Below are 19,768 nucleotides of genomic sequence, written 5' to 3'. Positions count from 1 at the left end.
CTACCTACGACATGAGTAGAGGCTGTGAAGGACGGAACCATAGGACATACAGCCCGCACGTTCGGAATCAGGCTCTCGTGATCGCGTGGAGACAGTCCACGTCGGCAGGGAGACTGCCTCCTCCAGTTGCACTCACTCCTGAATTCAGACCGCCGTGCCACGGTGCCGGTCGATGCGCTGGACCGCGGCTTGGAGCACTCCGAGCATTGTCATACCGTCGCACTAATCTCTCGGGCATGGGACTTGGGGATGTCACACGCGCAGGAGTACTGGCCGCGGTCGAGGAGTGCCGGCACCTGGGACGCGAAACGTTTCGCCGCCGATACGGGTTCGGCCGGGCAACTGCCTATGAGCTCGTCCTGGACGGAAATCGCTACGACTCGAAGGCCATCGCGGGCGTAGCGCACCTGTACTCAGTCGGCAGCCCCCTATCGGCAGCCGACTTCAGCGGAGGCGCACACACAGTGGTTCGCCGCCTGCGCGCGCTGGGCTTCACAGTGACGGCCGGATCAGCCGACACGGACGGCCTGCGGCAGATGGCACCACAGGTGGTTCTTCAACCGCGCGGCGGGGCTCGAGATCACGGCCGACAGAACTTCGACAAGTCGGTACGACAAGGCGTCCCCCTCGCGGACATCAGGTCTGAACTCGGCGAGCACGCGGACGCACTCACCGCCCTGTACCCGGATGGGATCGCTCGCCTGTGGGGATCCCTTCCCACGAGACAAGCCAACAACGAGAAGGTCAGGGCACTGCGGAACCGCCGCGTCGGTGACGACGTTCTCTTCTATGCAGAGAATCATTTCTTCGCTCGCGCCCGCATTCTCCATCTGTTCGAGAGTTCGGCGGTGGCACGGTCGGTCTGGGGAGCCGATGCGGATGGTGTCACGTGGGAACACATCATGGCGCTGGGCGAAGTCGAAGAGTTTCCCGCCCCTGTGCTTGCGGCCCCCTTCTTGAGGCGCTTGAACGTTCCGGCACCCCTACGGAGCCTCACCTTGCGGCCCGCCGAGGACTACCATCGCGCAGCCCAACTCCTGCCCAGGCACCTCCAACCGGCTTCACCTCAGATTCCGACCCCCGCCCCTGATGCGACTCCGCAACTGAGCCCAGCGGACTTGCTGAATCGAATCGGCTCTCTCAACACTCATCGCCGTGCGGGAAGTGACGCCCCCAGCCGCCACCAGCCGCTGTCCTTGCTGTGGGCAGTGGCCCGCATTGCCACGGGCAAGCCGCGTCTGGCCCCGTGGTCTTCTTTCCGGACGGAAGTCGGCGCGCTGTTGGCCGAGTTCGGGCTGCCCGGCTCCCAAGTCACCCCTGAATACCCCTTCTGGCACTTGCAGAGCAGCCGCCTGTGGGAGATACACGGGATACCGGATGGTGCCGGACCCATGCCGCGGACGGGAGTCCTCAACACGGCCCAGCCCGTCGCAGGCCTGACTCTTGCCTGCGCTGAACTGCTGCAGGATCCGCTCACCCGCCTTCAGGCCGTGGTCACCCTGTGCAGCACGTACCTTGACGATGTCGATCAGCGCGAGTTGCTCGGTCGAGTGGGACTGGCCGGCTACACGACGGCCGACGGCCTGCCCGATGAAGACCTGGACAGCGATGACGGGGAAGGCACCGATCAAGAGCAAGCAGCAGGACCGGTCCCACGGCGGCCATCCAACTCCTCACGGCCGGTGCGCAATCCCGCCATCGTCAACCAGGTCAAGGATCTCTACGGCAACGCTTGTCAGGTATGCATGACACGTCTGCAGTACAAGCGCAGGCCCTACAGTGAGGCCGCGCACATTCGTGGCCTCGGATCCCCGCACGACGGGCCGGACGAACTGGCGAACCTGCTCTGCCTGTGCCCAAACCACCACGTTCTTTTCGACGGCCTCGAGATCTTCATCGACGTCGACGGCTATGTGCAGCAGACGCATGGAGGCGATTCCTTGGGACCCCTCCGCCGTAACGTGGGCCATCGGATCAACGATGAGCACCTCCGCTACCACCGGACTTTGTGCGAACTCAACAGGCTGACGGGCAAGTAGCGACCCCGTACGAACCTTGTCGCCACGCAGCGCCGTGCTGCCGGTCAGACAGGCACGGCCTCCCGTGCCACTCCGCCTGCCAACTTCCGCAACTTCTCCACCCCGGAGCGAGGGCAACCCACGGTTCGCTGAGGCTGCCTTCAGTCCGACGCGTGCGGGATTCCCTGCTGGCTCATCTCTTTCCCTCATCACTTAAACCATGACGTCGGCCATGGCTCTCGCCTCAGCAACCTGATGGGATTCGTACGTCTGTTCCCACAGGAGGCCTCAGATTGATATCCCTCACCGCAAGGGCCACAGGAAGACGTCACTTAGCCCTGGGCGCGATCTTCGCGATCGTCATCGGATCCGGTGCCGGTGCATCCGGCACCGCCTACTCAGCCGACGGCTCCGACAGCCCGCCACCCGTCCACGGCCCCGGCGCACGGACTGTTGCGGCCGCCGAGCCGAACACTCCCAACGGACCCGAAGTCGGCCCGCCCTTCACGAAGACCAACAACGTGTGGCAGACCGACACCACCACACCGACGTTACGCAACACGGTCACTGCCCCCAGCGGCCACAAGACCACGGCGACCTTCGAGGTCCACACCACTGATTCCAGCGGCAAGCCCACGGCCACGGTCGTCAAACTGACCGACACGAACCAGTGGGGCGTTCTCGTCTCGGGCGAGGTGACCGCCGGCAAGCCGGCCTCCGTCCCGGTTCCCGCCGGCAAGCTCAAGAACGGTGTCACGTACGCGGTCCGCTCCTCCGGGTTCGACGCCACCAGCAATGTGTACGAGAGCGACTGGTCCCCGTACTCCACCTTCAAGATCAACGTCCCCCCGGTCGAGAAGCCGTACGCCACCTTCCCCGAGCCACTGACCACGTCCGGCATCGACTCGCTCGCGCAGACTCCGATCGAATTCCCGCGCACCGATCCCGGGCCGGTCACGGGACTGCGCGGCGATGACACCGGCCGGAAGTGCTCCGCCCCGGACACCGAAGGGCGGAAGGTGTGCATCGAGATCAGTCGTAACGCGCCGACTCCCGAGGACGCGGCGGTCGCCAAGGGAGCGATGAGACAAGCTCTTCGGGGTGCCGATCTCGTCTCGTGGTGCGCCGCGAAACCGGACGGCAAGGACTACATGAACCGGGGCGAGGCGTGTCTGAAGAACGTCGGCTATGCGACCCTGATCTTTGTCGACGCCGATGACCTGCCGAGGTTCGGCACTGCCACGTTCGCGCTGTCCCAACAGATCAAGCTGTACAACAAGAAGTCGGACACCGGCACGGACCGTGCGGAGTTCGACCAGCAGCTCACCGTGGTGCCGACGCAGATCGACGCAGCGACCGAGGGCGTTCACCTCACCTGGCAGCCGGGCGACAACTGCAAGGACTGCACCAGCTCGCAGGTCCAGTGGTCGAGCAGCGACGGCCTCAACACCACGCCACACTGGACGGTCGGCGAAGTCGGCGCCCAGTACGCCATGACCGCGAAGAGTCAGACGATCTGGAACGGCACCGGCAAGGAGCAGTTCGACCTCGGCTGGAGCCTCCTCGGTTCCGTCGACGCCGGTAACGCTCACGCGCAGACCAGCCTCGGCACCAGCGGTGACGTCAATGTCCGGGAGCTCGCGCCACGCTGTGACGACATCGCCGGAGGCAGCATCAGGACCGGCTGTGTCTTCCCATACTTCAAGCCCACCTGGACGGTCGACACCAACCTGTACCCGGCAGCCGGCGCCTACTACTGGCTGCTGCAGGAGAAGCTCCCCTCCCACCCCGGCAGCCGGAAGTGGGACTCCCTCGTCACCTACCTCGGCCCCGGCAACAACGCCGACCCGGACGGCGGGGACTGGACCAACGACGACAGCCGCGGCATCGTCTGCCCCACAGGGACCAGTGGTTTCAAGCCCAACCCTGCCACGCCCGACGGTTCGTGCGATGAGTACGCGCCCGCAAGTACGTACCAGAGCGGCGGCATGCCGGGAGGCCTGAACCAGGTCACCTCCGGGAAAGAATGCGCACAGCTTTACACCAAACCCATGACCGGCGGCACGTGGGGACTGCTCGCAGAAAACCGCGACGGATACTCCGGCCCGAAGTGGAACGAAAAGTGTGGTCGTGCCTCCGTTCCCACGGATCAGAACACTGGCGCCTTCCGCGACCTCGGCATCAAGTTCGTTCCTCAGATGCGGCTGCTCGACAAGGACGGGTTCTTCATCAGCGATCCCGGCTTCGAGCACTGCAAGAACGCCGACACGGTCTGCGCTTGGAAGAAGATCGGCTGACCTGACCCTTGACTGACCGAGCCTGCGGCCGGAGCGCCCTGTGGTGTTCCGGCCGCAGTGCTATGCGAAGCGTGTCCATTCCGGGTCCCGTGGGTGTGCCGGGCCGTCCCACACCAGGGCCTGATCGACGAGACCGGGCACCTTCGTGTCCTGGTGGCCGTCCGCGTACTCCACGCCACGGTTCTCGTACAGGGCATCGGCTACTTCGATGAGGTAGTCGGCAAACGATGGCCACACTCCCAACTTGGGGATGCCGGCCTCTTCAAAAGTTCCTATGCGTCCGTAGCCGGGTCCCGGAGTGCAGTCCGTGAACAGCCCGTACAGACCACTGCGGTCGGTCGCGGCGAAGGCCAGGTACCGGACCATGGGGTCGTCCGGTCGACCGATCGTATGCGGGCCTTCGTCCCAGTAGGGCAGGTGCTGGACTGGAGGGATCCCGTGCTTCCTTGGCAACAGCCAGGCTGTTTCCTGCCCTTGTGAGGGAAGTCCGGTCTCGGGTTCGGGTGTCCAGCCGAAGTCGCCGGGGTGGCCCGTGCCGTTGTGGAGGCGGTAGAACGCCTTGAGACCCGGTGGGACGGTGAGGTCGAGTTCCTGCTCGACCTCCCGGATGCCGGCCTCCGGGGCGGGCGGAGGAAGCATCCGGTAGGAACGCGGTGCGTGCTGCTCCAGCCACTCCTCGATCCTCGCCCACGCGCCCGCCACGGCCTGCTCCTGCTGCTGATCATCCGTCATACCCGCGACCCTACGGGTCTCATGCCACACTCCGGCAACCTCGCGAACGTCTCCCTCTGCACGAAAACGGTGAAGCCAAAGTGATCGCAGTAACGGCTCCGACGACTTCCACGCTGCCCACTCCCCCGCCGTGCTGACGACACCCGCCTGAGCTCAGCCCTCGCCGTTGGTGAGGGCACCAACTGAACAGCAGCACCGACGACTCCGCCGCCCCTGCGGCCGAGCCACCCACGACTTGGGCACACTTCTCATTTGATCAGCTCGTATGATTATCCATGTGAAGCGTGATTCCTTTGTCATGGTGCACATCGGCCAGAGGCCCTTATCCCGGCGCAACCTGCAGTTCGGGATCGAGACCCGCTCGTGGGGGTTTCCGGAGTGGAAGCCTGAGTACAGGTCGGCTCGCCCACGTTTCGCCGTGCTCGCCACAGGAGTGGCTCCGCCGGTGCCTCTCAACGTGTGGCTCACGCAAAGGATCACGCTGTACCTGTTCGAGGTCCGTGAGGGATTCCACGAGGGGCGAGCTCCGCACTGGCCCGACGAGGAGGCCGAGAACGCCGTCAAGTACCCCGTGCGCTTCGGGATCGTGCCGCTGGCCACCGTCCACGATGCACCCCTTGGCGAACCCGGCCCTCTGCCGCTGGCCGGCAGCGATGCCATTCGGCGTTCGGGGATTGAGCGCGGAATCGGCAAGCTCTGCGATCTGGACCCCCAGTCGCTGTTCGATGCTGCGGGCATCCAGGTTGACTGGGCGCCACAGCAGAAAGTCCCCCTCAATCGCACGCCGGGGTTCACGGCGGAACAGGTCGAGGCACCCAAGACGCCCAAGAGCCGGAGAAGCGGTGCCGGGTTCATCTCCGATCCGAAGAAGCGAAAGGCCGTGCCCTACAACCTGCGCTGCACGCGGGGTCGGGAGGAGCGGCACGTGGAGGTCAAGGGAACGACGGGTGCTGCCACGAGCGTGGAGCTGACAATCAATGAAGTCGAACACGCCCGTAGTCCGCAACACACTGTGGATCTGTACGTGGTCAGCGACATCAGCGTGGACATGCGCAGCCCCGATTACACGGCGAGCGGCGGCAGGGTGGCGCACCTGACGGACTGGTCCCCGGCCGAGGAGGACCTGCGGCCCAGAAGGTTCGAGTACCGCCTGCCGTTCGTCAGCTGACCCGACCTGTCTTTGACGCGTCTTCCGCCGGCGCTCTTCCCCCGCCATGTGCGGCGATCGTACGGAGATCTTCTGTGGCAGCCCTTTCGCGTATGTCCGCCCGTGCTCTCGAGAGCACAGACCCCACGTATCTGGCCGAGCAACTAGCGGAACGATCCCGCGCTGTGCTCTTCCGTGATGCACAGAATGGCGAGCTCCGCGCATGGCGCAACAGCCTTCCCGCGCTTGCCCAGGTGCTGTGTGACGCCGGTCTGCAGGAGGTGGAGGTTCTGCTCGAGTACAAGATGCCCATGAGCAGCCTGCGCGCGGACGCCGTGTTGGCCGGCACTCACCCGGACACGGGTAAGCCCTCGTACGTCGTGGTCGAGCTCAAGCAGTGGAGCGAGGCCCGGTTGGTGCCCGCAACGACAGATCTGTGCTGGCTTCCCTCGGACCGCGACCGCGAGCGCGCCCACCTCCACCCCGTCGCGCAAGTGCGCCGCTACTGCGAATACCTGAGAGACTTCACTGCCCTGTTGGACGGTGCGGACAACCACGTCACGGGTGTTGCCTACCTCCACAACGCCCAGGACCGGGACGTGACCGAACTGCTGGGAATGGGTCACGAGCAAGGGCAACTCTTCACCAGTAGCTCGCGCGGCGAGTTCATTCGGCATTTACAGAACCAGATTTCGCCGCTCGACGGAGCTCTCGACGCGGACGCCCTCCTGGACAGTCCCGCCATCCCGAGTCGGCAACTCATGCGAACAGCCGCTGACGAGATCCTCGACGGCAGCAATTTTCGTCTGATGGACGAGCAACAAGTCGCGGTTTCCCTGGTAAAGCGTGCCGTCACCATCTCACGACAGTCGGACCACAAGGAAGTCATCGTGGTCTCCGGAGGTCCCGGATCAGGCAAGAGTCTGGTCGCCCTGCATCTGATGGGCCATCTCGGCAGGAACGGACGCAGTGTCGTCCACGCAACAGGATCCAAGTCGTTCACCAGCACCCTGCGTCACGTCGTCGAGCAGAAGAACAAAGGCGTGGCCAAGCTCTTTCGCTACTTTCTCGACTTCCGTAGCGCGGAGAAGAACGGGCTCGATGTGCTCATCTGCGACGAGGCGCATCGGATCCGACACCACCCGGGCACATCCAATTCCCCTGGCGTCCGCCTGAGCAGGCGAAGCCAAGTCGCCCAACTCATCGACGCTGCCCAGGTGCCTGTCTTCCTGCTCGACAAGGACCAGGTCGTACGGCCCGACGAGATGGGAAGTCCCAGTCAGATCGATGCGGCCGCCCAAGCGCGGGGATGCCGCGTGCGGCACGTCAATCTCAACGAGCAGTTCCGCTGTGGCGGCAGCCGCGCCTACGAGCAGTGGGTCCTCCGTCTGTTGGGGCTGGTACCCGGCGGACCGGTGCGCTGGGAACCCGAGCCCAACTTCGAGCTGCTGCTGGCCGATACCCCCCAGCAGATGGAGAGTTACCTCCACGCGAAGCAGGAAGCCGGATCCACTGCCCGTATGACCGCAGGATTCTGCTGGCCATGGAGCGACCCGCGTCCAGACGGCACCCTGGTCGACGACATCGTCATTGGGAACTGGCGTCGGTCGTGGAATGTCAAAGGTGAGCGCGAAGTGCCCGGTGGACCGAGGTCCTCGCTGTGGGCCACTGAGCCGGGCGGCATCGGTCAGGTCGGCTGCATCTATACAGCCCAGGGATTCGAGTACGCCTGGAACGGAACGATTCTCGGCCCCGACCTGGTCTGGCGCGGCAACGGGTGGCATGCCAGCAAGGCGGCATGTGAGGACAGCAGCCTGGAAAAGACGAACCCCGAGGACTTTTTACGCCTCATACGCAACCGGTACAAAGTGCTCTTGACGCGCGGGCTGGCCGGAAGCGCACTTTTCTCCACCGACCCCGAAACGCTAGCCAAGCTCCGCGCGCTCATCCCGGACACCATCGCTTCATAGCTTCCGGCAAGGAATCCCGCGACTGTCCAGGCCATACAGCCACGTCAGAAATGGAACAGCAGACGAGTCGGGCTGTACGCCGGGTTCTGTTCCGGGGGTTCCTCGCGGAGCCCCCGGCGACGGCCATCCATCTAGGACCGGCGTTGCCGCCGGCCTCGTGCGGTCTACCCGCGGACTCGGGCGGGCAGCCCTCGAACGTCCGCGCAGGAGCACCGGGGTGCTCCCTCTTGACCTTGCTCCGGGTGGGGTTTACCTAGCTGCCCAGGTCACCCTGGGCACTGGTGGTCTCTTACACCACCGTTTCACCCTTACCGAGGGCCTTGCGGTCCCCGGCGGTCTGCTTTCTGTGGCACTGTCCCGCGGGTCACCCCGGGTGGCCGTTAGCCACCACCCTGCCCTTTGGAGCCCGGACGTTCCTCGGGAAGCCCCCGAAGGGACTCCACGCGGCCGCCCGCCCGGCTCGTCTGCCGTGTCGACCATGGTACTAGGAGCTCAGAGGAGGTCTGTCGTCTCCAGGTCGAAGTCGAAGGGAGCGGGGAGAGGAAGGGGCTTACCGAACGGGCGGGTGCAGTGCTCCCGGTAGTCGCCCTTCTCCGGGTCGCTGAAGAGCGTGACCGACGTTGAGTCACGGTCGACGAGCAAGTAGAGGGGGATGCTGCCGCGGGCGTAGCAACGACGCTTGGCTTCTTTGTCGGCCATTGGCTTGGTGGACGTCACCTCCAGAACCATGGCGACGCCATTGCAGGGCATCCAGGAGCCGGCGCCGCCGAACGCGTCCAGATCGACGGGCGCGAACGTGGCGTCAGGGATCACGTGGTTCTTCGGGCCGACTTCCCCACTTTCCAGTCTCAGCCCCTTGTTCCCAGAGAGATCCATCTCGGTTCGGGACAGCTTGATCACTTGCCTTACGATCCGACTGATGTACTTCTCGTGATCCCCGTCCGGCGGCGGTGTCACTACGATCTCCCCCTCGATCAGCTCCGCCCGGAAGCCCTCCGGGGTGTCCAGGGCGAGAAAGCCCTCCAGCAGGACTTCTTCCTGCGTGAGCGGCGCATGGGTCATGGCAGTCATGTCACGCCCCTCCTTCGGTCGCTCGCCAGACTCGGACATCGGCTGATCACCTGTACGTGAGATCGGGAACCGTTCCCTCGATCGTGGCACACGATCACGGTCACCGTCAGGACACAGCCCGCTTGACCCTGCCGCCGCGTCAAGGTTTCTACTGGTCGTATGCGTATCGGAGAGCTGGCCGACGCCGTAGGTGTCACCACCCGCACCGTCCGCCACTATCACCACCTCGGGCTCTTGCCCGAGCCGGAGCGGCTCAGCAATGGGTACCGCAACTACACCTTGCGGCACGCCGTCATGCTCGCTCGGATTCGGCGGCTCACCGAGTTGGGGCTCGGGCTCGGTGAGGTGCGGGACGTGCTTGCCGATGATGTCGGGAAGGAGCTCACCGAGGTGCTCGCCGAGCTTGATGAGGATCTTGCTCGGCAAGAGGTCGCCATTCGGGAGCGGCGGCAGCGGCTGCGGGCGCTGATCGAGGACGGGGTCACCCCCGAGGGTCCCGTCTCCGACGAGCTCGCCTCGCTGTTTCGGCGTACCGCCCATCTCTCCGACTCCCCCATGGCCGCCAAGGACCGGGAAATCCTCGCTCTCATCGAGAGCACCGCCAAGCCAGAAGACCGGGCCCGGCTGACCTCCCTGCTCGGCGACAGCCTTGCCACTGCCGACGGCGTCGAGCGCGCCCGCGCCGCCTACGCCCTCCTCGACGACCTCGTCGACGCCCATCCCGACGACCCCCGCGTGGACCAGGCCGCCCGCGCCCTCGTCGACTGTCTGCCCGACGAGCTGCTGCCCAGTGCCGCCGTCGACCACGACAGCAGCTTCCTCCGCGCCCTCTACGCCGACTTCGCCCCGGCCCAAGCGGAAGTCATACGGCGCACCATCCAGCAACTCGTCACGCGGGGGCGAAAAGCACCCGCGCCGCCCCAGGGTCCGCCTGCGTGAGGCGTACCCGCAGGCGTTCGCCCAGCGGCAGCTCCCCGTCGGACTCGATCCGGCCGATCACCGCCGGTGTCACCAACTGCACCGTGCCGACCCTCGGTTCCTGCTCCTTCACGTCCACCACGCAGCCGTCGAACTCCTCCCCCACCCGGTCCTTCAGCAGCGCCGCTTCGACGATGTCCACGCACGAACTCTCCACCGTTCCGGCCCGTCGGGAGCCGTCCGACATTTCCGAGGGCAGTGCCTCCAGGACCGCCAGTACCCAGTCGGGTGCGGCACCGCCCGCTACCGCCGCCACACACAGTTCCGACGCATAGCGGTCCGCCAGGCGGCGCAGAGGCGCTGTGCAGTGCGCGTACGGCGCCGCCACCGCCGAGTGGGTCGTGATGGCCGGTAGCTCGCCGTTCCTGAATACCGTGTAGCCCGCTCCCCTCAGCAGCGTCGTGCACTCCTGCAAGAACGCCGCGTGGTGCGGGATCGTCGGGTTCAGGGAGCGGACCAGCGCCGCGTACGAGACGTGGTGCGGCCAGTCGATGTGCAGGGCCGTCGCGGTGCGGCGCAGGCGGCCCACCGCTCCGTCGGGGGCCGCGGGGAGTGTGCGGAGCACTCCCGTGCCGTAGCCGAGCATCAGGTCCGCCGCCGCCATTCCGGTGAGGAGGGAGATCTGGGCGTTCCAGCCCTCTACGGGGAGCGGGGCTCGGTACGTCAGTTCGTAGGAGCCATCCCTTTCCACTTCTACGATCTCCTGCTCGGGGACGTTCAAAGAGATCCCTCCCCTGTCCACCTCCAAGCCCTCCCTCAACCGGCCGATCTCCGCCAGCAGTGCCAGCGGCTCCTCCGCCGTTCCTCCCTCGATCTCCTTCTGTACGCCCGCGTAGTCCAGCTTCGCCCTGCTGCGGACCAGTGACCTGCGGACGTCCACAGCCAGTGGGCGGCCCTCCGCGTCCAGGTCGATGGTCCAGAGGACCGCGGGGCGTGTCTGGCCCGGCAGCAGGCTTGCCGCGCCCTCGCTCAGCAGCGGCGGGTGGAGGGGGATGCGGGTGTCCGGGAAGTAGAGGGTCAGCACCCTGTGGTGGGCTTCCGTGTCGAGCGCCGAGCCCGGTACGACGTAGGCGGCCACGTCCGCGATCGCGTATCGGACGCGGTAGCCCGTGCCCTGCCTGGACAGGTGCATCGCCTGGTCCAGGTCCGTCGACGTGGGTGGGTCGATCGTGAACAGGGGGACGTCCGTCGCGTCCTCCACCGGCAGGGACGGGTCCCTTGCCGTTCGTTCGGCCTCCGCCAGTACCTCGGGCGGGAAGGTCTCGGATACGTCCAGTTCGGTGCGCAACGCTGCCAGCGCGGCCCGGAGGGGGGCTTCGGGGGCGCCTGTCACGCGGATGTGGCGGCGGGGCATACAGCGAGCGTAGGGCGGGGGCTGCCGGGTGGCACGCCGTACGCTGTGGCGAGCTCTACAGAAGGAGATCCACCCGTGCTTGTCCTGCTGCCGCCCTCCGAAGGCAAGGCGTCCTCCGGCCGTGGCGCCCCGCTGAAGCCGGAGTCGCTGTCGCTGCCTGGGCTCGCCGAGGCCCGTGCGGCCGTCCTCGACGAGCTCGTCGAGCTGTGCGTCGGGGACGAGGAGAAGGCGCGGGAGGTCCTCGGGCTGAGTGAGGGGCTGCGGGGTGAGGTCGCCAAGAACGCAGACCTTCGCACTGCCGGTGCCCGGCCCGCCGGGGAGATCTACACCGGTGTCCTCTACGACTCCCTCGGGCTCGCCTCCCTCGACGCCGCCGCGAAGAAGCGTGCCGCTCGCTCGCTGCTCGTGTTCTCGGGGCTGTGGGGTGCGGTCCGGGTCACCGACAGGATTCCCTCCTACCGCTGCTCGATGGGGGTGAAGCTGCCGGGGCTCGGTGCGCTGGGTGCCCATTGGCGTACGGCCATGGCGGCCACCTTGCCCGAGGTCGCCGGGGAGGGGCTGGTACTGGATCTGCGGTCTGCGGCTTACGCGGCGGCCTGGAAGCCGAAGGGTGAGATCGCCGGGCGGACGGCGAGCGTACGGGTGCTGCACGCGCCGACCCGGAAGGTCGTCAGCCACTTCAACAAGGCGACGAAGGGGCGGATCGTACGGAGTCTGCTGGCGGGCGGGGTGCGGCCGGCCGGGCCCGCCGAGTTGGTGGAGGCGTTGCGGGATCTCGGGTACGTGGTGGAGGCGGAGGCGCCGAAGAAGGCGGGGGCGGCGGCTTGGTCGCTGGATGTGCTCGTGGACGAGATCCATTAGCCGTTAGCAGCCAGCGGTCATTGCAGAGGGCGCAATGACCTTTGCGTAGGGCGCTCACCGGCGGCACGATGTCGCCATGACCTCCGTGCTTGGCCTCGCCCCCGTCGTGCCCGTCGTCGTGATCGAGGATCCGGTCGATGCCGTGCCGCTCGCTCGGGCGCTGGTCGCCGGTGGGCTGCCCGCCATCGAGGTGACGCTGAGGACTCCGGGGGCGCTCGACGCGATACGGGCCGTGGCGGGGGAAGTGCCGGATGCCGTGGTCGGGGCGGGGACCGTCATTACGCCGGAGCAGGTGACGTTGGCAGTCGAGGCCGGGGCTCGGTTTCTTGTCAGTCCGGGGTGGACCGACGTACTGCTGGAGGCCATGCGGGGGTCCGGGGTGCCGTTTCTGCCGGGGGTCTCGACGACTTCGGAGGTCGTGGCGCTGTTGGAGCGGGGAGTGCGGGAGATGAAGTTCTTTCCGGCTCAGGCCGCCGGCGGTACGGCGTATCTGAAGTCCCTGTCGGGGCCGTTGCCGCAGGCTCGGTTCTGTCCTACCGGGGGGATCGGGCCCGACTCTGCGCCGGAGTATCTGGAGCTGCCCAACGTGGGTTGTGTGGGCGGGAGTTGGATGCTTCCCGCGGAGGCGGTCGCCGCGCGGGACTGGGCGCGGATCGAGTCGCTGGCGCGGGCGGCGGCGGGGCTCAGCGCAGGTGGGACGTGTCGTTGAAGAGCCGTACGCTCGCGTTGCCGTCGGCGTAGTACGCCACCGCCGACAGGGAGGCCGCCGAGAGTTCCATGCGGAACAGGGACTCGGGCGGGGCGCCGAGGGCGAGCCGGATGAAGGTCTTGATCGGCGTGACGTGGCTGACCAGGAGGACCGTGCGGCCTGCGTAGGCGGCGACGAGCTTGTCGCGGGTGGCCTCGATACGGGTGGCGGTCTCGGTGAAGCTCTCGCCGTCGCCGGTGGGGCGGGCCCCGGGGTCGGCGAGCCAGGCGTTCAGGTCGTCGGGGTAGCGCTCGCGGACCTCGCCGAAGGTGAGGCCCTCCCAGGCGCCGAAGTCGGTCTCGCGCAGGCCCTCTTCGACGGTCACCTCGAGTCCGAGGCGCCGGGCGACGGCGGCGGCGGTCTCCCGGGTACGGGCGAGCGGTGACGCCACGATGGCCTGGACCGTCCCGCGCCGCGCCAGAGCCGCCCCTACCCGCTCGGCCTGGTCCCGCCCGATCTCCGACAGCACGGGGTCACTGCCGCCACTGCCCGAGAACCGCTTCTGCGGAGTCAGCGCGGTCTCGCCGTGCCGCAGCAGGACGAAGGTCGCGGGCGCGCCCATGTCGGCGGGCGCCCAGCCGGGAGTGGCTACGACCTTGGCGGCCCGGACGTCGGCATCGGCCGTGGCGGCTCCGCCGCCCACGGCCTCGGACTGCGCGGCGGCGCGCGAAGAGCGAGCCCGGGAATCAGCCGCGGCCGCAGAAGCCGACGGCGCCCCCGAAGTCCCCGCATCCATCGCCTCGTTCGCCAACCGGTCCGCGTGCTTGTTCTGCTCGCGGGGGATCCACTCGTACGTCACCCGCTCCGGTGGGAACACTCGGGACGCCTCCATGGCCAGGGGCTTCATGTCGGGGTGCTTGATCTTCCAGCGGCCCGACATCTGCTCGACTACGAGCTTGGAGTCCATCCGAACGTGCACGGACGCGGTCGGGTCCAGGTCGAGGGCGGCTCGCAGGCCCGCCAGCAGGCCGCGGTACTCGGCGACGTTGTTCGTGACCACGCCGAGGAACTCCGACCGTTCGGCCAGCGTCTCGCCCGTCGCCGCGTCACTGACCACCGCGCCGTAGCCCGCGGGCCCGGGGTTGCCCCGTGACCCGCCGTCCGCCTCGACGATGAACTCCCGCACGCCCAAAGCTCCTTATGGACCGAAGGGACCGGCCTACAGACCCGACTCCGACGTACGCACCAGAATGCGCCGGCAGTTCTCGCAGCGCACCACCGTGTCCGGCGCCGCCGCGCGGATGTCGTTGATGTCGGTGATGGACAGCTCCTGGCGGCAGCCCTGGCAGGTGCGCTGGTACAGCTTGGCCGCGCCGATGCCGCCCTGCTGCTCGCGCAGCTTGTCGTAGAGCTTGAGGAGGTCGGCGGGTACGGCCCCGGCGACGACCTCGCGCTCCTTCGTCACCGTCGCCGCCTCGGCGTCCAGCGACTCGTACGCCGCGTCCCGGCGCCCGCTCGCGTCGTCGATCTTCGACTGCACGGAGCCGACCCGCTCGGTCAGCTCGGCGACCCGCTCCTGCGCGGACTCCCGGCGCTCCATGACCTCCAGGACCACGTCCTCCAGGTCGCCCTGCCGCTTGGCGAGCGAGGCGATCTCGCGCTGGAGGTTCTCCAGGTCCTTGGGGGACGTGATCGCGCCCGAGTCCAGGCGCTGCTGGTCGCGGGCCGCGCGCTGGCGCACCTGGTCGACGTCCTGCTCGGCCTTGGTCTGCTCGCGGGCGGTGTCGCTCTCCTCGGTCTGCGCGGCCACCAGCAGGTCGCGCAGCTGGGTGAGGTCCTTGGTCAGCGACTCGATCTCGGCGTGCTCGGGCAGCGACCGGCGCTTGTGGGCGAGCTGCTGGAGGCGGACGTCGAGGTCCTGGACGTCGAGAAGGCGGATCTGGTCGGCGGGCGCGGCGTTCAGTTGGGGGCTCCAGGTGAAGGGGAGTGACTGGTCCAGGGGTCGGTGACCGTCTTCGAGACGTGGACGCGAAGGTCCCAGCCATGGCGGTCGGAGATCTCGTCGAGCTGGGCTGCGGCCAGCTCGCACCAGGGCCACTCGGTGGCCCAGTGCGCCGCGTCGAGCAGCGCGAGGGGGCTTTGGGCGACGGCTTCGGACGCCGGGTGGTGACGCAGGTCCGCGGTGAGGAAGGCGTCGACGCCTGATGCGCGTACGACGTCGAAGAGGCTGTCGCCGGAGCCGCCGCTCACCGCGATCGTGCGGACGGTCGCCTCCGGGTCACCGGCGACGCGGATGCCCTGCGCGGTGGCGGGCAGTCGGGCGGCGGCGCGTGCGGCGAGCTCGCGGACGGTCGTCGGGTGGTCCAGCTCGCAGACGCGGCCGAGGCCGCGGCGGCCGGAGGGGTCGGTCGGGTCCGGCACCAGCGGCCGTACGACCCGCAGGTCCAGGGCGCCGGCGAGGGCGTCCGAGACACCCGGGTCGGCCGTGTCGGCGTTGGTGTGGGCCACGTGCAGCGCGATGTCGTTCTTGATCAGCGTGTGCACGACCCGGCCCTTGAAGTGCGAGGCCGCCACCGTCGTCGTACCGCGGAGATAGAGCGGGTGGTGGGTGACCAGCAGGTCGGCGTCCAGCTTCAGCGCCTCGTCCACGATCTCCTGGACCGGGTCGACGGCGAACAGGACCCGGGTGACCTCCTGGTCGGGGTCACCCACGACGGTGCCGACCGCGTCCCAGGACTCGGCCCGCTCGGCGGGCCACAGGTTCTCCAGCGCGGCGATGACTTCAGACAGACGGGGCACGAGGAAAGGCTACCTGGCTGGCCTGGGCCGTAGAACCGTCGCGGGGGCCTATGGACCGCTCGGCCCCCGCGCAGCACATTTGTCCCTGTTTCCTCAGGCGAATCGTTCCTGTGCCACCCCTTTGTGTGAAGCGGAAGCCTGCTGGTCCCACGTCTGTGCGTGCGAAAACTAGCTTCGTCGCCGGAGGTGACCGGACGATGACGGCCTGTGCCATCGAAACCAGCGAATCCACCGAGAACAGCGAAACCAGCGAGTCGACCGAATCCAGCGAGCCTCTGGAACCCATGGAACCCATCGACTCCCCGGCTGCCGCGTCCGAGGCGCCAAGGGCGGAGTGCGCCATCACTGCGGACGGCGCCTACGCCGCCCGGCTCGCGCCGGCCGGCGACTGCTGGTTCCCGGAGCGCTGGACGCTGGACGGGCCCGAGCCGTACGCGGTGCCGCTGCCCGGCAACCAGCCGGAGGAGCCCGGCACCGAGGTGCAGCCGATGGGCGACGGGCGGGTCCTGATCCGCCGGGAGGCCGACGGGCGGCATGTCTTCACGCTGCTCTACCCAACCGGGCCCGGCACCGGCGAGCTGCTGATCGGCGCGGTGGAGTGCGAGGAACCCGGCACCCGGCTGCGGCTGCTGCCCCCGGCGCCGGGCGGAGTGAAGGCATACGCCCTCGCCGTGGGCCGGCACACCAGCACCGTCTGGCTGGTGGCAGGCGGCTCCTTCGGGCCGGAGCACGTCACCGAGCTGCCGGGACGCTGCTCGGGCGGGGTCTGGCTGGACCGCACGGGCCGGATGCTGGCGCTGGACCGGGAGGTCGGCGGGCGGACCAAGACGGTCGTGGTGGACCTGGAGCGCGGCGGCGAGGTCTCCCCGCTGCTCCAGATCGCGGCGGACAGCGACGACCGGCTGCTGCTCGCGGACCCGGACAGCGGACTGCTGCTGATCGGCTCGGACGCGCCGGAGCCGGGGCAGGGGGCGCGGCTCGGCTGGGGGGTGCTGGGCAGCACGCTGCCGGTCAGGTTCCCGGAGTGTCTGCGGGTGCCGGACTGCACGGTGACGCCGTTCGCGATCCAGCCGGGGCAGGTGCTGACGCCGGAGAGCTGCGGGGTGGCACTCCGGGTGGACGGCGTGCTCGGCAGCTGGGTCGGGGTGTGGCGGCCCACCGAGCGCCGGATGCTTCATCTTCCGGCGCCCGAGGGCTGGCTGGCGGGCGCCGGGCTGTGGACGCGGGAGGGGGAGCTGTTGCTGCCGTACGCCACCGGTGAGGTGCCGTGCGGTGTGCAGCGGATGGCTCCCTTCGCCCCCGCCGGACCTCCCGCTGGGGAGGGGGAGGACGCTTCGGGGGATCCGGTCCGGGACGGTGCGGCTTCATCGGCGGGGGCCTCGTCGGTCGGCGCCGAGGAGCCCGCGGACACGGATCCCCCGGAGCCCGTGGTGGCCCGTCCGGTGCCGTTGCAACAGGCGCCATTGGGGCGTCTTGTAACGAAGTAGTGGCGGTTGGCGTGTGCGGCTGGATTCGGCCCGAGGTGCGATGGATAAACTCGCCCGGCTGTCTGAAAGATCATGTTGACGGGGTGAATTTCTTCCGATGAGCGACGCCACTACGACGCAGCCGCCTGCCCAGAACCAGGAGACCACAGGTCACGGCAGGCACCGCGGTCCGGTCTCGTCCCACGAGGGCGAGGCGGCCCCGAACGGCCGTCACCGCAAGCCGATGGAGCGAACCGAGACGGCGGCCTGAACGACCGCAAACGGCCCCGCACCCTTCGTCCGGAAGGGGGCGGGGCCTTCCCGTGTCTACTGCCGCTTCAACCCCAGCACTTCCGCCGCCGCGAACGTCTCCCCCGGCGGCCGGTCCGCGTAGTGCGGAGTGAGTACGGCGTCCAACTCGTCGTAGCTGAACGTGTCCTGCTTGCTGTCGAACTGCGCCCGCACCCGCGGCCGTTCGACGACCGCGACCATGCCGCCGTGCACGACGAGCAGCTGACCGTTGACGCGGCCCGCGGCGGGCGAGGCCAAGTAGCCGACCAGCGGGGCGACATGCTCGGGGGCGAGCGGGTCGAGGCCTGTGGCGTCCGTCGGCTGGAACACGTCCTCCGTCATCCGCGTCCGCGCCCGCGGGCAGATGGCGTTGGCCGTCACCCCGTACTTGGCGAGCGCGAGGGCCGTGGAGGTGGTGAGTCCGACGATCCCGCCCTTGGCCGCCGCGTAGTTGGGCTGTCCGGCGGATCCGGCGAGGAACGCCTCCGAGGAGGTGTTCACGATCCGCCCGTACACCGGTCCCCCGTCCGCCTTGGACCGCTCGCGCCAGTGCGCGGCCGCGAACCGCGTGGTGTTGAAGTGACCCTTGAGGTGGACCCGGATCACCGAGTCCCACTCGTCCTCGGTCATCGAGAAGACCATACGGTCGCGCAGGATGCCCGCGTTGTTGACGAGGATGTCCAGCTTGCCGAACTCCCTGATCGCCAGCCCGACCAGCCGCGCGGCCTGGTGGAAGTCGGCGACGTCCCCGGCGTGCGCCAGCGCCCGGCCGCCCGCCGCGCGGATCTCGGCGGCGGTCTCCTCGGCGGGACCGGAGGACGACTCGCCGGAGCCGTCCCGGCCGCTCTGCCCGTAGTCGTTGACGACCACGGCCGCCCCGAGCCGGGCCAGCTCCAGCGCCTCGGCGCGGCCGAGTCCGCGTCCGGCACCGGTGACGATCGCGGTCAGCCCTTCCAGCGGCCTGGCCGCCGGGGTCGGCATCACAGCTCGATGCACGTACGCAGCGCGCTGCCCGTACGCATCTGGTCGAGCGCCTCGTTGATCTCGGCCAGGGGCACCCGGTGGGTGATCAGCCCGGCCAGATCGACCCGGCCCGCCCGCCACAGGGCGATGGTCCGCTCGTAGGCGCGCAGCACATCGCCGCCGCCGTACAGGGACGGCAGGATCCGCTTCTCGTCGAAGAACAGCTCGAACATGTTGAGCTGGAAGAAGTCGTCCATGGCGCCCGCGCCGACGATCACCAGGGTGCCGCCGCGCCGGGTGTTGTCGTAGGCGGTGCGGGCGGTGGCGGATTTGCCGACGACCTCGAAGACGTAGTCGAAGCCCTCACCGGCGGTGATGTCCTGCTTGGCGCCCGGGAGTTCCTCGGGGGACACGGCCTTGGTGGCGCCGAACCTCAGCGCGGCCTCGCGGCGGCTCTCGACGGGGTCGACGGCGACGATCTCGGCGGCGCCCTGGAGGCGGGCGCCCTGGATGGCGGAGATCCCGACGCCGCCGCAGCCGATGACGGCGACCGAGGAACCGGCCTCCACCTCGGCGGTGTTGATGGCGGCGCCGAGTCCGGTGGTGACCCCGCAGCCGATGAGGGCGGCTATGTCGAAGGGCACGTCCTCGGGCATCGGCACCGCGCAGCCGGCGTCGACGACGACCTCCTCGGCGAAGGTGCCGGTGCCGGCGAAGCCGAAGACATCGCCGCCGGGGCGCTTGAAGTTGGGGGTGCCGGCGTTCATGAACCCGGCCAGACACAGCTGGGTCTGGCCGCGCCTGCACGCGGGGCAGGCGCCGCAGGGCGGCAGCCAGCACACGAGGACCCGGTCGCCGGGCTTCAAGTGGCTGACGCCCTCGCCGACTTCGACGATCTCGCCCGCGCCCTCGTGACCGGGCACGAAGGGCACCGGCTGGGGCAGTACGCCGCTCATCGCGGACAGGTCCGAGTGGCACAGGCCGGTGGCCCGCACCCGGATCCTCACCCGGCCGGGGCCAAAGCCCACCGCCTCGACGTCGTCGAGGACCTCCAGTTTGTCCTGGCCGGTCTCGTGCAGTACGGCTGCGCGCATGGTGCGGCTCCCCTCGGTGATGAGCTCAATGGGCCCCGG

17 protein-coding genes and 1 other RNA gene are annotated in these 19,768 nt (G+C 68.4%); 9 read left to right on the top strand and 9 right to left on the bottom strand.

The window, feature by feature from the left end; all coding sequences use genetic code 11:
* Nucleotides 1-236: 236 nt before the first annotated feature.
* Nucleotides 237-2,039: an HNH endonuclease gene (locus BN159_RS47205; RefSeq protein WP_231905662.1), complete on the top strand. Its 1,803-nt coding sequence runs from the start codon at nucleotides 237-239 to the stop codon at nucleotides 2,037-2,039.
* A 500-nt stretch (nucleotides 2,040-2,539) separates the two neighbouring features.
* Nucleotides 2,540-4,315 carry a hypothetical protein gene (locus BN159_RS30250; protein WP_157901128.1) on the top strand — a complete coding sequence of 592 codons (1,776 nt, stop codon included), beginning with the start codon at nucleotides 2,540-2,542 and terminating at the stop codon, nucleotides 4,313-4,315.
* A 60-nt stretch (nucleotides 4,316-4,375) separates the two neighbouring features.
* Here the strand turns inward: BN159_RS30250 and BN159_RS30245 are convergent, their stop codons facing one another.
* Nucleotides 4,376-5,047 carry an SMI1/KNR4 family protein gene (locus BN159_RS30245; protein ID WP_231905661.1) on the bottom strand — a complete coding sequence of 224 codons (672 nt, stop codon included), beginning with the start codon at nucleotides 5,045-5,047 and terminating at the stop codon, nucleotides 4,376-4,378.
* A gap of 277 nt (nucleotides 5,048-5,324) precedes the next feature.
* Here BN159_RS30245 and BN159_RS30240 point away from each other — a divergent pair, with 277 nt between their 5' ends.
* On the top strand, nucleotides 5,325-6,215 hold the full coding sequence (locus tag BN159_RS30240) for a protein NO VEIN domain-containing protein (RefSeq protein WP_231905660.1): 891 nt from the start codon (nucleotides 5,325-5,327) through the stop codon (nucleotides 6,213-6,215).
* A gap of 92 nt (nucleotides 6,216-6,307) precedes the next feature.
* On the top strand, nucleotides 6,308-8,164 hold the full coding sequence (locus tag BN159_RS30235; protein ID WP_106435805.1) for a DNA/RNA helicase domain-containing protein: 1,857 nt from the start codon (nucleotides 6,308-6,310) through the stop codon (nucleotides 8,162-8,164).
* A gap of 59 nt (nucleotides 8,165-8,223) precedes the next feature.
* Here BN159_RS30235 and rnpB read toward each other — a convergent pair.
* Nucleotides 8,224-8,627: RNase P RNA component class A (gene rnpB, locus BN159_RS43130), an RNA gene on the bottom strand.
* Nucleotides 8,628-8,656: 29 nt separating this feature from the next.
* Nucleotides 8,657-9,235 (bottom strand): Uma2 family endonuclease, encoded by a 579-nt coding sequence (locus BN159_RS30230; protein ID WP_015660819.1) that lies wholly within the window; start codon nucleotides 9,233-9,235, stop codon nucleotides 8,657-8,659.
* A 159-nt stretch (nucleotides 9,236-9,394) separates the two neighbouring features.
* Here BN159_RS30230 and BN159_RS30225 point away from each other — a divergent pair, with 159 nt between their 5' ends.
* The gene (locus BN159_RS30225; RefSeq protein ID WP_015660818.1) at nucleotides 9,395-10,174 is read left to right on the top strand and encodes a MerR family transcriptional regulator; all 780 of its coding nucleotides are present in this window, start codon (nucleotides 9,395-9,397) and stop codon (nucleotides 10,172-10,174) included.
* On the opposite strand, the gene BN159_RS30220 is transcribed toward BN159_RS30225, so the two are convergent.
* Complete coding sequence (locus tag BN159_RS30220) at nucleotides 10,125-11,567, bottom strand: RNB domain-containing ribonuclease (RefSeq protein WP_015660817.1); 1,443 nt, start codon at nucleotides 11,565-11,567, stop codon at nucleotides 10,125-10,127. The two genes, BN159_RS30225 and BN159_RS30220, sit on opposite strands and share 50 nt — an antisense overlap.
* Before the next feature lie 75 nt (nucleotides 11,568-11,642).
* Here BN159_RS30220 and yaaA point away from each other — a divergent pair, with 75 nt between their 5' ends.
* On the top strand, nucleotides 11,643-12,428 hold the full coding sequence (yaaA, locus tag BN159_RS30215) for a peroxide stress protein YaaA (RefSeq protein WP_015660816.1): 786 nt from the start codon (nucleotides 11,643-11,645) through the stop codon (nucleotides 12,426-12,428).
* Nucleotides 12,429-12,504: 76 nt separating this feature from the next.
* The gene (locus tag BN159_RS30210; RefSeq protein ID WP_015660815.1) at nucleotides 12,505-13,137 is read left to right on the top strand and encodes a bifunctional 4-hydroxy-2-oxoglutarate aldolase/2-dehydro-3-deoxy-phosphogluconate aldolase; all 633 of its coding nucleotides are present in this window, start codon (nucleotides 12,505-12,507) and stop codon (nucleotides 13,135-13,137) included.
* On the opposite strand, the gene BN159_RS30205 is transcribed toward BN159_RS30210, so the two are convergent.
* Genes BN159_RS30205 through BN159_RS30195 form a run of 3 tightly spaced genes read right to left on the bottom strand, consistent with a single transcriptional unit; the run spans nucleotide 13,112 to nucleotide 15,915 of the window.
* Nucleotides 13,112-14,302 carry a bifunctional RNase H/acid phosphatase gene (locus BN159_RS30205; protein WP_015660814.1) on the bottom strand — a complete coding sequence of 397 codons (1,191 nt, stop codon included), beginning with the start codon at nucleotides 14,300-14,302 and terminating at the stop codon, nucleotides 13,112-13,114. The genes BN159_RS30210 and BN159_RS30205 overlap by 26 nt on opposite strands.
* Nucleotides 14,303-14,335: 33 nt before the next feature.
* The gene (locus BN159_RS30200) at nucleotides 14,336-15,079 is read right to left on the bottom strand and encodes a zinc ribbon domain-containing protein (RefSeq protein WP_193384347.1); all 744 of its coding nucleotides are present in this window, start codon (nucleotides 15,077-15,079) and stop codon (nucleotides 14,336-14,338) included.
* Complete coding sequence (locus BN159_RS30195; RefSeq protein WP_015660812.1) at nucleotides 15,076-15,915, bottom strand: Nif3-like dinuclear metal center hexameric protein; 840 nt, start codon at nucleotides 15,913-15,915, stop codon at nucleotides 15,076-15,078. The genes BN159_RS30200 and BN159_RS30195 overlap by 4 nt, the downstream gene beginning before the upstream one ends.
* A 197-nt stretch (nucleotides 15,916-16,112) precedes the next feature.
* On the opposite strand from BN159_RS30195, the gene BN159_RS30190 reads away from it, so the two are divergent.
* Nucleotides 16,113-17,402, top strand: coding sequence for a hypothetical protein (locus BN159_RS30190; RefSeq protein WP_015660811.1), 1,290 nt, complete (start codon nucleotides 16,113-16,115; stop codon nucleotides 17,400-17,402).
* A 97-nt stretch (nucleotides 17,403-17,499) separates the two neighbouring features.
* Complete coding sequence (locus BN159_RS46295; protein ID WP_086016468.1) at nucleotides 17,500-17,652, top strand: hypothetical protein; 153 nt, start codon at nucleotides 17,500-17,502, stop codon at nucleotides 17,650-17,652.
* A gap of 56 nt (nucleotides 17,653-17,708) precedes the next feature.
* Here the strand turns inward: BN159_RS46295 and BN159_RS30185 are convergent, their stop codons facing one another.
* Together BN159_RS30185 and BN159_RS30180 are read right to left on the bottom strand one after the other, a co-directional pair.
* Complete coding sequence (locus BN159_RS30185) at nucleotides 17,709-18,653, bottom strand: 3-oxoacyl-ACP reductase (protein ID WP_015660810.1); 945 nt, start codon at nucleotides 18,651-18,653, stop codon at nucleotides 17,709-17,711.
* A complete protein-coding gene (locus BN159_RS30180; RefSeq protein ID WP_015660809.1) occupies nucleotides 18,653-19,729 on the bottom strand; it encodes a Zn-dependent alcohol dehydrogenase in 1,077 nt (358 codons plus the stop codon). The genes BN159_RS30185 and BN159_RS30180 overlap by 1 nt, the downstream gene beginning before the upstream one ends.
* Nucleotides 19,730-19,768 lie beyond the last annotated feature (39 nt).

This window comes from Streptomyces davaonensis JCM 4913 (assembly GCF_000349325.1).
Taxonomy (GTDB): domain Bacteria; phylum Actinomycetota; class Actinomycetes; order Streptomycetales; family Streptomycetaceae; genus Streptomyces; species Streptomyces davaonensis.
Note: the sequence above shows the minus strand (reverse complement) of the source record. Positions and strands in the feature narration are given on the sequence as shown.

What these genes read in the sequence shown, in the direction of transcription:
- BN159_RS47205 (WP_231905662.1), top strand. Translation starts at nt 237, where the DNA reads ATGGGACTTGGGGATGTCACACGCGCAGGAGTACTGGCCGCGGTCGAG.
- BN159_RS30245 (WP_231905661.1), bottom strand. Translation starts at nt 5,047, where the DNA reads ATGACGGATGATCAGCAGCAGGAGCAGGCCGTGGCGGGCGCGTGGGCG.
- BN159_RS30235 (WP_106435805.1), top strand. Translation starts at nt 6,308, where the DNA reads ATGTCCGCCCGTGCTCTCGAGAGCACAGACCCCACGTATCTGGCCGAG.
- BN159_RS30230 (WP_015660819.1), bottom strand. Translation starts at nt 9,235, where the DNA reads ATGACTGCCATGACCCATGCGCCGCTCACGCAGGAAGAAGTCCTGCTG.
- BN159_RS30225 (WP_015660818.1), top strand. Translation starts at nt 9,395, where the DNA reads ATGCGTATCGGAGAGCTGGCCGACGCCGTAGGTGTCACCACCCGCACC.
- BN159_RS30220 (WP_015660817.1), bottom strand. Translation starts at nt 11,567, where the DNA reads ATGCCCCGCCGCCACATCCGCGTGACAGGCGCCCCCGAAGCCCCCCTC.
- BN159_RS30210 (WP_015660815.1), top strand. Translation starts at nt 12,505, where the DNA reads ATGACCTCCGTGCTTGGCCTCGCCCCCGTCGTGCCCGTCGTCGTGATC.
- BN159_RS30190 (WP_015660811.1), top strand. Translation starts at nt 16,113, where the DNA reads ATGACGGCCTGTGCCATCGAAACCAGCGAATCCACCGAGAACAGCGAA.
- BN159_RS46295 (WP_086016468.1), top strand. Translation starts at nt 17,500, where the DNA reads ATGAGCGACGCCACTACGACGCAGCCGCCTGCCCAGAACCAGGAGACC.
- BN159_RS30185 (WP_015660810.1), bottom strand. Translation starts at nt 18,653, where the DNA reads ATGCCGACCCCGGCGGCCAGGCCGCTGGAAGGGCTGACCGCGATCGTC.
- BN159_RS30180 (WP_015660809.1), bottom strand. Translation starts at nt 19,729, where the DNA reads ATGCGCGCAGCCGTACTGCACGAGACCGGCCAGGACAAACTGGAGGTC.